We start from the raw sequence: 13,674 nt of genomic DNA, 5'->3' as shown, positions 1-13,674 counted from the left end.
AAGAAGGCGGCCATCAGGCCGCCTTCTGTTCTTCCGATTGACGATTCTTCCGATTGACGATCCGGCTTACACCGTGACCGGCAGCAGCTTCTCCGGCTCGGGCTGCGCCTCGACCACCAGTTCCTCGTCCTTGACGTCGATGCTGACCCGCCCACCGCCCACGAGCTTGCCGAACAGCAGTTCGTCCGCCAGCGGCCGCTTGATCTTGTCCTGGATCACGCGCGCCATCGGGCGAGCGCCCATCAACGGATCGAAGCCGTGCTGCGCCAGCCAGTCGCGTGCGCTCGGCGTCGCCGACAGTGTCACGTTCTTCTCGTGCAGCTGGGTTTCCAGTTCGATCAGGAACTTGTCCACCACACGCAGGATGTGTTCGAAGCCCAGCGCCTGGAACTGCACCACCGCATCCAGGCGGTTGCGGAATTCCGGACTGAAGGCGCGGCGGATGATCTCCATCGCGTCGGTCGAATGATCCTGCCTGGTGAAACCGATCGAGCGCCGCGAAGCCTGCGCCGCGCCGGCATTGGTCGTCATCACCAGCACCACGTTCTTGAAGTTGGCTTCGCGACCGTTGGTGTCGGTGAGGATGCCGCGGTCCATGACCTGCAACAGGATGTTGAAGATGTCCGGATGCGCCTTCTCGACCTCGTCGAGCAGCAGCACGCAGTGCGGCGTCTTGACGATCTTCTCGGTCAGCAGGCCGCCCTGGTCGAAACCGACATAGCCCGGAGGCGCGCCGATCAGGCGCGATACCGAATGCGGTTCCATGTACTCGGACATGTCGAAGCGGACCAGCTCGATGCCCAACTGCAGCGCGAGCTGCTTGGTCACCTCGGTCTTGCCCACGCCGGTCGGGCCGGCGAACAGGAAGTTGCCGATCGGCTTGTCCGGATTGCCCAGGCCCGAGCGCGCCAGCTTGATCGCGGCGGTCAGCGTCTCGATCGCCGGATCCTGGCCGAAGATGACCATCTTCAGGTTGCGCTCGAGGTTGCGGAGCACGTCCTTGTCGGACGCCGAGACCTGCTTGGTCGGGATGCGCGCCATCTTGGCGACGATCGTCTCGATCTCTTCGGTGTCGATCAGGGTCTTGCGCTGGTCGTCCGGCAGCAGGCGCTGGCGTGCGCCGGCTTCGTCGATGACGTCGATGGCCTTGTCCGGCAGCAGGCGGTCGCCCAGATGCTTGACCGACAGGTCGACCGCCGCCTGCAGCGCCTCGTCGGCGTAGGTGACGCCGTGGTGCTGCTCGTACCTGGGCTTGAGGCCCTGCAGGATCTCCACGGTCTCGCCCACCGTCGGCTCGACGATGTCGATCTTCTGGAAGCGGCGCGCCAGGGCACGGTCCTTCTCGAAGATGCCGCGGTATTCCTGGAACGTGGTCGAGCCGATGCAGCGCAGCTCGCCCGACGCGAGCGCCGGCTTGATCAGGTTGCTGGCGTCCATGGTGCCGCCCGAGGCGGAACCGGCGCCGATGATCGTGTGGATCTCGTCGATGAAGAGAATGGTGTCGGGCAGCTTCTTCAGTTGCGCGAGCACGGCCTTGAGGCGCTTCTCGAAGTCGCCGCGGTACTTGGTGCCGGCCACCAGCGCGCCCAGGTCGAGCGAATAGATGGTGGCGTCGGCCAGCACTTCGGGGACGTCGCCGTCGACGATGCGCTTGGCCAGGCCTTCGGCGATCGCGGTCTTGCCCACGCCGGCCTCGCCCACGTAGAGCGGGTTGTTCTTGCGGCGGCGGCACAGCACCTGGATGGTGCGCTCGACTTCGTTCACTCGTCCCACCAGCGGGTCGATCCGGCCTTCGCGCGCGAGCTGGTTGAGGTTGACCGCGAACTCGGCAAGCGCGTCGCCCTTGACGTCGCCGTCGCCGCCTTCGCCCTGGCGCGAGTCGCTATCGTCCTGGTGCTGGGACGATTCCTCGCCACCGTGCTTGGCGATGCCGTGCGACAGGTAGTTCACGACGTCCAGGCGCGCAATGTCCTGCTGGTTCAGGAAATAGACGGCGTGCGAGTCCTTCTCGCCAAAGATCGCCACCAGCACGTTGGCGCCGGTGACTTCCTTTTTGCCCGAGGACTGCACGTGATAGACCGCACGTTGCAGGACGCGCTGGAAGCCCAGCGTCGGCTGGGTGTCGCGGCCATCGTCGTCGGCGAGCTTGGCCACCGACGTGGAAATGGCCTGTTCCAGATCGTTGCGCAGGCGGGCGAAATCCGCGTGGCAGGCTTTTAGGACGGCCTCGGCCGAGGGATTATCGAGCAACGCAAGCAGCAGATGCTCGACCGTCATGAACTCATGGCGCGCCTCGCGAGCGCGCTTGTAGCACTGGCCGATGCTGTATTCGAGATCCTTGCTGAACATGGGGCGATAGCCTCCAGAATTACTGCAACCCTATCTGGGGATAGCATCCGGCCTTTTCCATGCCAGCCCCCTCAGGCGTTCGGAACGCTGCGTGGCACTCGTCAGCACAATCGATACAACGTCCTTCGCTTCGCTTTTAGGCCTTTTCCATCGTGCAGAGCAAGGGGTGCTGGTTGAGCCTTGAATATTCGTTCACTTGCGCCACCTTGGATTCGGCAACTTCGCGGGTGAAGACACCGCATACGCCGCGGCCGCGGGTATGCACGTGCAGCATGATTTGGGTGGCTTTTTCCGCATTGAAGGAGAAAAAACGCATCAAAACCTCCACCACGAAATCCATCGGGGTGTAGTCGTCGTTCAGCAGCAGCACGGAATACAGTGGTGGCCGGGCGACTTCCGGTTTGCCCGTTTCCACCATTACGCCATGGCTGTGTTCCTGGTCAGTCCTCTTAGTCATGGAGGAATTATAGGAAATGGCGCCAGCCCGCGGTTCGATGGACGCCCCGGGTGCCCGCCCGCACAATGGCGGCACTCATCCATCCAGGGGGTCTGATGCGTGCGTTCGCTATAGCCATGGTGCTTTGCCTTGCGGCTTCATCCGTCGTCAACGCGGCCGAGCCGGCTACTCCGGCCAAGTCGGGCAAGGCGGGTGATCCCGCCGTGAAGCGGCTCCTGGACGAATTGAAGTACAAGTACGACGTCGACGAGGAAGGCGACTTCCGCCTGACCTTCGGCCTGGACGAGAAGGACGAGGGCCGCAGCCAGCTGGTGTTCGTGCGCTCGCCGGTGGAAACATACGGTTCCCACCGCATCCGCGAAATCTGGTCCCCCGCCTACCAGGCGAGCGGCGACGAATTCCCGGTCAAGGTCGCCAACCGCCTGCTGGAAGCCACGCAGGAAAGCAAGCTGGGCGCCTGGGCCAAGCAGGGCCGGTACGCCGTGTTCGTGGTCAAGCTCTCGGCCGACGCCAAGGCGTCCGAGCTCGACGACGCAGTCGACGCGGCCCTGCGCTCGGCCGACGCGATGGAGCAGGAGCTGACGCCGGGCAAGGACGATTTCTGAGGTAACCAGTTGCAGCAACCCGATGAGTTCAATCCGATGAGTCCACAGCGATGAGTTACCGCGAGGGCCGGTTCTGGCAACCCGACGTGACCGTGGCGACGGTCGTGGTCGACGACGGCCGCCTGCTGATGGTCGAGGAATCGGTGTCCGGCCGCCTGGTGTTGAATCAGCCGGCCGGTCATCTCGAGCCGGAGGAGACGCTGGTCTCGGCCGCGCTGCGCGAAACGCTGGAGGAGACAGGCTGGGAAGTGCGGCTCACCGCCTTCGTCGGCGCTTACCAGTGGACGGCACCGCCGCGCCCCGGCGAAGCCAATGGCCGCCACTACCTGCGGTTCGCTTTCGCCGCCGAACCGGTCCGACACTTCCCGGAGCGTCCGCTGGATGACGGCATCGCCCGCGCGCTGTGGCTGACGCCGGCGGAGTTGAAGGCGCAGGCGCTGCGCCATCGCAGCCCGCTGGTCTGGCGCACGGCCGCGGACTTCCTCGCGGGTCGCCGCCAGCCCCTGGAACTGTTGCAGCATCTGGAATGAGCAAGGCACGCACCATCGTAGGCATGTCGGGCGGGGTCGATTCGTCGGTCGCCGCGCTACGCCTGCGCGATGCCGGCGAACCGATCGCCGGTCTCTTCATGCAGAACTGGGCGGATGATGGCAGCGGCGATTGCCGCGCCGAGGACGATCGCCGAGACGCCGTGGCGGTCTGCGGCCGGCTCGGGCTGCCGATCCACTTTCGCGATTTCTCCAACGAGTATTGGGACGGGGTGTTTGCGCACTTCCTGGCCGAATACGCCGCGGGCCGCACGCCCAATCCGGACGTGCTGTGCAACCGCGAGATCAAGTTCAAGTACTTTCTCGATGCCGCGCACGAACTCGGCGCGGAGTTCATCGCGACCGGCCATTACGCCCGCGTCGCCGAAGCCGGCGGCCGTTGGCAGCTGTTGAAGGCGGCGGATCGCAGCAAGGACCAGAGCTATTTCCTGCATCAGCTCGGGCAGAAGCAGTTGTCGGCAACCAAGTTTCCTCTCGGCGAGCTGCTGAAGTCGCAGGTGCGCGAGATCGCCCGCGACGCCGGCTTGCAGACGCATGCTAAGAAGGATTCGACCGGCATCTGCTTCATTGGCGAGCGCGATTTCCGCGAATTCCTTGCGCGCTATCTGCCCGCTCGCGCCGGCGAGATGCGCACGCCCGATGGCCGCCGCCTGGGCGAGCACGCCGGGGTCTTCTATTTCACGTTGGGCCAGCGCGAAGGCCTGAACATCGGCGGTGTGCGCGGGTTCGAGCCGGCGCCGTGGTACGTCGTGGGCAAGGATGTGGCGAGCAACGTGCTCTACGTCGACCAGGGCGTGGACAGTCCGTATCTGTATTCGCGCACGCTGTGGTCGGAAGCGGCGCACTGGATTGCCGGTGCGCCGCCCGCCACCCGCTTCCACTGCCAGGCGCAGACGCGCTACCGGCAGCCGGATCAGGCTTGCGAGGTCAACGTTCGCAATGACGGAACGCTCGAAGTCGTTTTTGCCGAACCGCAGCGCGCTGTGACGCCCGGCCAATCGCTGGTGCTTTATGACGGCGATGTCTGCCTGGGTGGCGCGGTAATCGCCGCGACCGATGCGGCGCTGGAGCTGCGCCTGAGAGAGCACGCTGCATGAAAGCGCGCGGTATGAAAGCACGTTGCATGAGAGAGCTGACTGCATGACCGACACCGTGTCCGACCCGATGTCCAACCGCGTGCTCGCGCTCGCCGGCCTGGTGCAGGCCTTGGCGCAGGTTCGGCGCATCGCCGATACGGGACAGGCGCATGCGGACGTGCTGGCGACGGCACTGGACTCGGTGTTCCGGATCGATGCCAACAGCACCGCCGAGATCTACGGCGGCGCACGCTCGCTGCGCACCGGCCTGATGTTGCTGCGCGACTATTTCACCGGGGCGATGCCGGACGATCAGCTGCCGCGGTTGGCATTGGCGGTGATCCAGTTGGAGCGGCGTTTCGTGCGCGACGAGGACATGGTGTCGCGCGTATTGACCGGCATCCGTGCGCTGGAGGAAGCGTCGCAGCGATTGGGGAGCTCGCATCCCGACGTGCTCAATGCGCTGGGGTCGCTGTATGCGGATACGCTGAGCCATTTGCGGCCGCGCGTGCTGGTGCAGGGTAATCCGCACTATCTCGGCCAGGCAGCGGTGGTCGCCGAAGTTCGCGCGGTGCTGTTGTCGGCCGTGCGCTCCGCAGTGCTGTGGCGGCAGTTGGGCGGCAGTCTGTGGGACTTCCTGTTGCGCAAGCGCGCTATGGGAGAAGTTGTCCAGGAATTGTTGGCGTAAAGCACTCCTCCCTCGCCCCGCTTGCGGGGAGAGGGACAGCATCGCGCAGCGATGCAGGGTGAGGGGACGTGGCGGCGGTAGCTATCCCGGCACGGGCAGGCGGCGCCGGTAGGCAGTCGCGACACGCCGTGAATCCGTCCATGGAGGCTTGTCAGCGGCATCCATGCCGCTGACAGTCGCGCCTGCCTACCGGCACCGCCTGCCCTCTCACACATCTGGGACGCGGCAGCAAAAAGCACAGGCAACTCGCTGCGCTCGCTCCCCTCATCTGCCCTTCGGGCATCTTCTCCCCGCGCGCGGGGAGAAGAAGAGCATTGATGCCGAAGTGGCGATCGTCACGCTCGCGATAAGCGCTGCCCGATGGGATGGGGGTGCGGAGAGCGGACCAGGATGGTCCGCGGCCCCGACTAAAGGCAGGGATGCCGTCCGGAGGGGCGGAGCACCCCCGTCCCGTCGGGTAGCGCGTCCTGCCGAAGCCGGCCGCTCCTAAACCACCGGAGATAAAGCCAAAGTCCCTGGATCCCCGCCTTCGCGGGGATGACGAGCAAAAGCAAAGGCTTTCGGACTTCCGCCTCAAAGAAAAAGCCCCGGGCATGCCGGGGCTTTTTTCAGCGTGCAGCAAAATTGGAATCAGGCCGCGGCGACCTTATCCGCCACTTCGCGGTACTCCTCGATCTGATCGAAGTTCATGTAGCGGTAGATCTCGGCGCCCTTGCTGTTGATCACGCCGATGTCCGCCATGTACTCCTCGCGCGTCGGGATGCGGCCCAGGCGCGAGCAGATCGCGGCCAGTTCCGCCGAACCCAGGTACACGTTGGTGTTGCGGCCCAGACGGTTCGGGAAGTTGCGCGTGGAAGTAGAGAACACCGTCGCGCCTTCGCGCGCCTGCGCCTGGTTGCCCATGCACAGCGAGCAACCCGGCATTTCCATGCGCGCACCGGCGGTGCCGAAGGTGCCGTAGTGGCCTTCCTTCGTGAGCTCCGACGCATCCATCTTGGTCGGCGGCGCGACCCACAGACGAGTCGGGATGTCGCGCTTGCCTTCCAGCAACTTCGCAGCGGCGCGGAAGTGGCCGATGTTGGTCATGCACGAACCGATGAACACTTCGTCGATCTTGGCGCCTGCAACGTCGGACAGCGTCTTCACGTCGTCCGGGTCGTTCGGGCAGGCCACGATCGGCTCGACGATTTCGTTGAGGTCGATCTCGATGACCGCGGCGTACTCGGCATCCGCATCGCCTTCCAGCAACTGCGGGTTGGCCAGCCAGGCTTCCATCGCCTTGATGCGGCGCGCCAGCGAACGCGGATCGGCATAACCTTCGGCGATCATCCACTTCAGCAGCGTGATGTTGCTGTTGATGTACTCGATGATCGGCGCCTTGTCCAAATGCACCGTGCAGCCGGCCGCCGAACGTTCGGCCGAAGCGTCGGACAACTCGAACGCCTGCTCCACCTTCAGCTGCGGCAGGCCTTCGATCTCCAGGATGCGACCCGAGAAGATGTTCTTCTTGCCCTGCTTGGCGACGGTCAGCAGGCCCTGCTTGATCGCGGCCAGCGGGATCGCGTTGACGAGATCACGCAGGGTCACGCCCGGCTGCATCTCGCCCTTGAAGCGGACCAGCACCGACTCCGGCATGTCCAGCGGCATCACGCCGGTGGCCGCGGCGAACGCGACCAGGCCCGACCCGGCCGGGAACGAGATGCCCACCGGGAAACGCGTGTGCGAGTCGCCACCGGTGCCGACGGTGTCGGGCAGCAGCATGCGATTGAGCCAGCTGTGGATCACGCCGTCGCCCGGACGCAGCGCGATGCCGCCGCGGTTGCTGATAAAGGCCGGCAGTTCGTGGTGCGTCTTGACGTCGACCGGCTTCGGATACGCCGCGGTGTGGCAGAACGACTGCATGACCAGATCGGCGGAGAAGCCCAGGCAGGCCAGGTCCTTGAGCTCGTCGCGGGTCATCGGACCGGTGGTGTCCTGCGAGCCCACCGAGGTCATCTTCGGTTCGCAGTACGTGCCCGGACGGATGCCCTGCCCTTCAGGCAGACCGCAGGCGCGGCCGACCATCTTCTGCGCAAGCGAGTAACCCTTGCCGGTATCGGCCGGGTTCTGCGGCAGGCGGAACAGCGTCGACGGCGCCAGGCCCAGCGCTTCGCGCGCCTTGGCGGTGAGGCCGCGGCCGACGATCAGCGGGATGCGGCCACCGGCGCGCACTTCGTCCAGCAGCACGTCGGACTTCAGCGCGAACTCGGCGATCACCTGGCCGTTCTTCAACGCCTTGCCTTCGTACGGACGCAGCTCGACCACGTCGCCCATGTCCATCTGCGACACGTCGAGTTCGATCGGCAGCGCGCCGGCGTCTTCCATGGTGTTGTAGAAGATCGGCGCGATCTTCGAACCCAGGCACACGCCGCCGAAGCGCTTGTTCGGAATGAAGGGAATGTCTTCGCCGGTGAACCACAGCACCGAGTTGGTGGCGGATTTGCGGCTCGAACCGGTACCGACGACATCGCCGACGTAAGCGACCAGATGGCCCTTGTCCTTCAGCGATTCGATGAAGGCGACCGGACCGCGCTTGCCGTCTTCCTCGGGCGTGATGCCGTCGCGCGCGTTCTTGAGCATCGCCAGTGCGTGCAGCGGGATGTCCGGACGGGTGGTGGCGTCGGGGGCCGGCGACAGGTCATCGGTATTGGTTTCGCCGGTCACCTTGAAGACGGTGATGGTCATGCTCTGCGGCACTTCCGGACGGCTGGTGAACCATTCGGCGTCGGCCCAGCTCTGCAACACGGACTTGGCGTTGGCGTTGCCCTTTTGCGCCTTCTCCTGCACGTCGTGGAAGGCATCGAACATCAGCAGCGTGTGCTTGAGCGCATCGGCGGCGACGGTGCCGACCTGGGTGTCGTCGAGCAGTTCCACCAGCGGATGGATGTTGTAGCCGCCGAGCATGGTGCCCAGCAGTTGCGTGGCGCGTTCGCGCGAGATCAGTGCGCTCTTCTCGGTGCCGAAGGCGACGGCGGCGAGGTAGGACGCCTTGACCTTGGCGGCATCGTCGACGCCGGCCGGCACGCGGTGGGTGATCAGGTCGAGCAGGAAGGTTTCTTCACCTGCCGGGGGATTCTTCAGGAGTTCGATGACGTCGGCGGTCTGCTGCGCGGTCAGCGGCAGGGGCGGAATGCCCAGCGCAGCGCGTTCGGCGACATGTTGGCGGTAAGCAGCGAGCATCAAGAACTCCATGTGTGGCGTGTTGAAAGAAGCGGCATCAAGCAGAAGGAACGATCAGCTTGAGACCTTTGAAATACTGGCGATAGAAAGTGTCGTCGCGGGTGATCAGGCCATCGCACTGCAGCAGTGCGTGCGCGCCGACCAGGAAATCGGGCAGCGCCCGCGTCTGTGCCCCGCCCCGCTGGCGGTGGCGGCGCTGCATCTCGCCGGCGCGCAGGGCCGACTTGGATTCGATCGGGCTGAAACGGATGCTCATTTCCTCGAGCACCGCCAGCGCTTCGGCGCCGTCGTGCAGTGCGCTGCAGACTTCGGCCAGGGCGACGTCGCTGATGACCACGGGGCCGTTACTCAGGCACTGGCGCAGGCAGGCTTCGGCGGCGTCGGCCTGCGGGCCGTCGGCCAGCAGGTCGATTAGGACCGAAGCATCGATCGCGATGGTTGCGGCGCTCACGCCTCACCCTGCGGTTCGCCGGGCGCTTCGGGGGCGGCTTCGCCCGCCTCGCCGGCCGCTGCCTCGCTGGCGGCACGGATCGCGCGCATCGCCTGGTCGGTGGATTCGAACCCGTCCAGCTTGAAGCGGCCGCGGGCGCGGGACACGGCATCGTCCACGCTCTTGCGCAGGACGATGCGATTGCCTTCCAGTTCGACCTTGAGCAGGGTGCCCTTGGTCAGCCCCAGGGCGTCGCGCACGGCCTTGGGCAGTGTGATCTGGCCTCGCTCGGCGACGGTGGCTTCCATGGGGTGGCTCCCAGTCGGTATGTATGAATTTTACATACCTGGGGCGCCATACTCAAAGCGCCGGGAGGCCTTTTCCATCGGTACTGCGTCCCAGTGTTCATAATCGGCGGGTCAGCCGCGTGGCGCCGAGCCGCCGGCAGGCGTGCCAGCCCCCTGAGGCGCCCCACCTCGCCAGCCGCATCATCAAGGAGCCCCACATGTCGTTCGACTCCTTCGCCACCCGCGCCCAGCTCGCGGTCAATGGCAAGTCCTACACCTACTTCAGCCTGCCCGAGCTTGGTAAGCGCTTCGACCTGTCGAAGCTGCCCTACTCGATGAAGATCCTGCTCGAGAATCTGTTGCGCCACGAAGACGGCGGCATGACCGTCGGCAAGGATCACATCGAAGCCGTCGCGCAATGGGACGCGAAGCAGGAGCCCGACACCGAAATCGCCTTCATGCCCGCACGCGTGGTCCTGCAGGACTTCACCGGCGTGCCCTGCGTCGTCGATCTGGCGGCGATGCGCGATGCGGTGAGCAAGCTCGGCGGCAGTCCGAAGCAGATCAATCCGCTGATTCCCTCCGAGCTGGTGATCGATCACTCGGTGCAGGTCGACGTGTTCGGCCGCTCCGATGCGCTGGATCTCAACGGCAAGATCGAATTCGAACGCAACAAAGAGCGCTACAGCTTCCTGCGCTGGGGTCAGAAGGCGTTCGGCAACTTCAAGGTGGTGCCGCCCAACACCGGCATCGTCCACCAGGTGAACCTGGAGAACCTCGCGCGCGTGGTGATGGAGCGCGAAGTGGACGGCGTGTTGCAGGCGTTCCCCGACACGGTGTTCGGCACCGACTCGCACACCACGATGATCAACGGCATCGGCGTGCTCGGCTGGGGCGTCGGCGGTATCGAGGCGGAGGCGGCGATGTTGGGCCAGCCCTCGTCGATGCTGATTCCGCAGGTGGTCGGCTTCAAGCTGACGGGCAAGCTGCCCGAAGGCACCACCGCGACCGACCTGGTGCTGACGGTGACGCAGATGCTTCGCGCGCTCGGTGTGGTCGGCAAGTTCGTCGAATTCTACGGCGATGGCCTGCAGCACCTGCCGCTCGCGGATCGCGCCACGATCGCCAACATGGCGCCCGAATACGGCGCGACCTGCGGCATCTTTCCGATCGATGCGGAGGCGTTGAACTACCTGCGCCTGTCCGGTCGCAGCGAGGAACAGATCGCGCTGGTCGAGGCCTACGCCAAGGCGCAGGGCCTATGGCACGAACCAAGCTCGCCACACGCCAGCTACTCCGCCACGCTCCAACTCGACCTGGGCGATGTGAGGCCCTCGCTCGCCGGCCCGAAGCGCCCGCAGGATCGCGTGCTGCTGGAAGCAGTGAAGGACAACTTCCTCAAGAACCTCGAAGGCTTGACCGCCAACCGCAAGCCCAAGCCCAAGGAAGATCTGGAGCGTCTGGCCGGCGAAGGCGGTGCGCAGCAGCAGGCCGATCATCTAGCCGCCAAGCCAAAATCGAAGATCCGCATCCAGGACCAAGACGCGGAACTGCACGACGGCTCGGTGGTGATCGCCGCGATCACTTCGTGCACCAACACGTCGAATCCCGCAGTGATGCTCGGCGCGGGCCTGCTCGCGCGCAACGCGGTGAAGCTCGGGCTGAAGTCGAAGCCGTGGGTGAAGACGTCGCTCGGCCCAGGTTCGCTGGTCGTCACCGACTATCTGAAGAAGGCGGGTGTGCTCGCCGATCTGGAGAAGCTGGGCTTCTACGTCGTCGGCTACGGCTGCACGACCTGCATCGGCAATTCCGGCCCGCTGCCGGACGAGGTGTCGAAGGGCATCGCCGAGAACGAGTTGGCGGTGGCGTCGGTGCTTTCGGGCAACCGCAACTTCGAAGGCCGCGTGCATCCCGAAGTGAAGATGAACTATCTGGCTTCGCCGCCGCTGGTGGTGGCGTATGCGCTCGCGGGCACGGTCGACATCGATCTGACCCGCGATCCGCTCGGCCACACGCCGGACGGCCGCGAGGTGCATCTGCGCGATATCTGGCCGTCGAACAAGGAAATCGGCGACATGATTGCGGCGACGGTCGGTCCGGAGCTGTTCGCGCAGAACTATGCCGACGTGTTCAAGGGCGATTCGCGCTGGAACCAGATCGCTTCGCCCGAGGGTGAGAGTTTCCGCTGGGAAGCGTCGTCCACCTACATCAAGAACCCGCCCTACTTCGACGGCATGACCATGCAGGTCGGCACGATCGACGACGTGCACGGTGCGCGGGTGATGGGCATCTTTGGCGATTCGATCACCACCGACCACATCTCGCCGGCAGGCAACATCAAGAAGGATTCGCCGGCGGGCCGCTTCCTGATCGAGCGCGGGGTGCAGCCGGTGGACTTCAACAGCTACGGTTCGCGCCGCGGCAACGACGATGTGATGGTGCGCGGCACGTTCGCCAATATCCGCATCAAGAATCTGATGCTGGGCGGTGAGGAAGGCGGCAACACGATCTATCACGGTGCGCACGGGGCGACGGAGAAGATGTCGATCTACGATGCGGCCATGCGTTACAAGGGCGACGGTGTGCCGTTGGTGGTGTTCGCGGGCAAGGAGTACGGCACGGGTTCTTCGCGCGACTGGGCGGCGAAGGGCACCAATCTGCTTGGGGTGAAGGCGGTGATCGCGGAGACTTTCGAGCGTATCCACCGTTCCAATCTCGTGGGCATGGGTGTGCTGCCTCTGGCGTTCGGCGAAGGACAGAATGCGCAGAAGCTCGGCCTCGATGGGTCTGAAGTGGTCGAAATCAGCGGCCTCAACGACGGCGCTTCGAAGACGGCCACGGTGATCGCGCGTAAGCCGGATGGGCGCGAGATCAAGTTCGAAGTGAAGGTATTGCTGCTGACACCGAAGGAAGTCGAGTACTTCCGGCATGGCGGGATTTTGCATTACGTGCTCCGCCAGCTTGCCGCCAAGAAAGCGGCGTAGTTTTTTGCTCGTCATCCCGGCGAAAGCCGGGATCCAGCTGTTGCTTTTGCATTGCAAAGCACGTGGCTGTACGGGCGGGCAGGCGGCGCCGGTGGGCAGTCGCGACACGCCGTGAATCCGTCCATGGAGGCTTGGTCAGCGGCATCCATGCCGCTGACAGTCGCGCCTGCCCACCGGCACCGCCTGCCCTCCCATACATCTGGACGCGGCGGCAAAAAAGCGCAGGCAACTCGCTGCGCTCGCCTCCCCTCATCTGCCCTTCGGGCATCTTCTCCCCGCACGCGGGGAGAAGAAGAGCTCCGACGCCGAAGTGGCGATCTGCACGCTCGCGGTAGCGCTGCCCGATGGGATGGGGGTGCGGAGAGCGGACCAGGATGGTCCGCGGCCCCGACTAAAGGCAGGGATGCCGTCCGGAGGGGCGGAGCACCCCCGTCCCGTCGGGCAGCGCGTCCCACCGAAGCCAGCCGCTCTTCAAAACCAGCAGAAACAAAAGCAAAGTCGCTGGATCCCCGCCTACGCGGGGATGACGAGCAAAAGCAGGTCAAAGCCTCGGCTTCCAGCTGGCATTCACCAGCCGCCACTCCCCGTCCTCCAACCGCCACGCCGTTTCCACGTCGTAGACCTGCCCGCTGCTCGGCAAGGCGCCCGAGCCGCCGGTCAATGCCGCGGTAAAGCGCACCGTCGCATCGTCGGGTCGCAGGGCGATGTCCAATGGGCCCGTCGTGACCCCGACATCCCGGTAGCGCAGGAACGCGCCCTGCGCCATCCGCCGCGCCGCCTTGCGGTCCAACCCGTCCGGTCCGATGAAATCCTCCGCCAACACATCGTCCACCTCCGCGGCGTCGTGGTGCTCGATCGCCGTCTGCAGGCCTGCGAGCGTCTCCCGCAGCTTCTGCTCCGGCGGCGTGCGTGCGCAGGCCGACAAAACCAGCAGCAGCGCGAAAAGAACCGTTCCGCGCCCGAGTAGATTCATGAAGTTCATGCGGCCTCCGTCGCATTTGCGCGCACGAGCGTAAGCCGCCGTGCATCAG

General features: G+C 65.2%; 11 protein-coding genes. 5 read left to right on the top strand and 6 right to left on the bottom strand.

The genetic code is table 11. The annotated features are described in order from the left end of the window. Nucleotides 1-66: 66 nt before the first annotated feature. Complete coding sequence (gene clpA / locus ACYVJ8_RS04775) at nt 67-2,349, bottom strand: ATP-dependent Clp protease ATP-binding subunit ClpA (protein ID WP_460709812.1); 2,283 nt, start codon at nt 2,347-2,349, stop codon at nt 67-69. 136 nt (nt 2,350-2,485) lie between these two features. Further along, the gene (gene clpS, locus ACYVJ8_RS04770; RefSeq protein ID WP_056131263.1) at nt 2,486-2,806 is read right to left on the bottom strand and encodes an ATP-dependent Clp protease adapter ClpS; all 321 of its coding nucleotides are present in this window, start codon (nt 2,804-2,806) and stop codon (nt 2,486-2,488) included. A gap of 92 nt (nt 2,807-2,898) precedes the next feature. Here clpS and ACYVJ8_RS04765 point away from each other — a divergent pair, with 92 nt between their 5' ends. Genes ACYVJ8_RS04765 through hflD form a run of 4 tightly spaced genes read left to right on the top strand, consistent with a single transcriptional unit; the run spans nt 2,899 to nt 5,723 of the window. Next, on the top strand, nt 2,899-3,411 hold the full coding sequence (locus ACYVJ8_RS04765) for a hypothetical protein (RefSeq protein WP_460711041.1): 513 nt from the start codon (nt 2,899-2,901) through the stop codon (nt 3,409-3,411). Between the two features lie 50 nt (nt 3,412-3,461). After that, entirely contained in the window at nt 3,462-3,941 is a 480-nt protein-coding gene (locus ACYVJ8_RS04760; protein WP_460709810.1) for an NUDIX hydrolase, read from the top strand. Next, nucleotides 3,938-5,056: a tRNA 2-thiouridine(34) synthase MnmA gene (gene mnmA / locus ACYVJ8_RS04755; protein ID WP_460709808.1), complete on the top strand. Its 1,119-nt coding sequence runs from the start codon at nt 3,938-3,940 to the stop codon at nt 5,054-5,056. Before ACYVJ8_RS04760 ends, mnmA begins: the two co-directional genes overlap by 4 nt. 55 nt (nt 5,057-5,111) lie before the next feature. Next, nucleotides 5,112-5,723, top strand: a complete 612-nt coding sequence (hflD, locus tag ACYVJ8_RS04750; protein ID WP_460711039.1) for a high frequency lysogenization protein HflD — start codon at nt 5,112-5,114, stop codon at nt 5,721-5,723. A gap of 630 nt (nt 5,724-6,353) precedes the next feature. On the opposite strand, the gene acnB is transcribed toward hflD, so the two are convergent. Genes acnB through ACYVJ8_RS04735 form a run of 3 tightly spaced genes read right to left on the bottom strand, consistent with a single transcriptional unit; the run spans nt 6,354 to nt 9,680 of the window. Beyond that, complete coding sequence (gene acnB, locus ACYVJ8_RS04745; RefSeq protein ID WP_460709806.1) at nt 6,354-8,942, bottom strand: bifunctional aconitate hydratase 2/2-methylisocitrate dehydratase; 2,589 nt, start codon at nt 8,940-8,942, stop codon at nt 6,354-6,356. Between the two features lie 37 nt (nt 8,943-8,979). Further along, a complete protein-coding gene (locus ACYVJ8_RS04740; protein WP_460709804.1) occupies nt 8,980-9,393 on the bottom strand; it encodes a type II toxin-antitoxin system VapC family toxin in 414 nt (137 codons plus the stop codon). Next, nucleotides 9,390-9,680 (bottom strand): AbrB/MazE/SpoVT family DNA-binding domain-containing protein, encoded by a 291-nt coding sequence (locus tag ACYVJ8_RS04735; protein WP_460709802.1) that lies wholly within the window; start codon nt 9,678-9,680, stop codon nt 9,390-9,392. Before ACYVJ8_RS04735 ends, ACYVJ8_RS04740 begins: the two co-directional genes overlap by 4 nt. 23 nt (nt 9,681-9,703) lie before the next feature. On the opposite strand from ACYVJ8_RS04735, the gene acnA reads away from it, so the two are divergent. Further along, on the top strand, nt 9,704-12,643 hold the full coding sequence (gene acnA / locus ACYVJ8_RS04730) for an aconitate hydratase AcnA (RefSeq protein ID WP_460709800.1): 2,940 nt from the start codon (nt 9,704-9,706) through the stop codon (nt 12,641-12,643). A 541-nt stretch (nt 12,644-13,184) separates the two neighbouring features. Here acnA and ACYVJ8_RS04725 read toward each other — a convergent pair. Further along, a complete protein-coding gene (locus tag ACYVJ8_RS04725; RefSeq protein WP_460709798.1) occupies nt 13,185-13,625 on the bottom strand; it encodes a nuclear transport factor 2 family protein in 441 nt (146 codons plus the stop codon). Nucleotides 13,626-13,674 lie beyond the last annotated feature (49 nt).

This window comes from Lysobacter terrae (assembly GCF_054782215.1).
The sequence above is the reverse complement of the archived record's forward strand: the minus strand, read 5'-3'. Positions and strand labels throughout refer to the sequence as shown.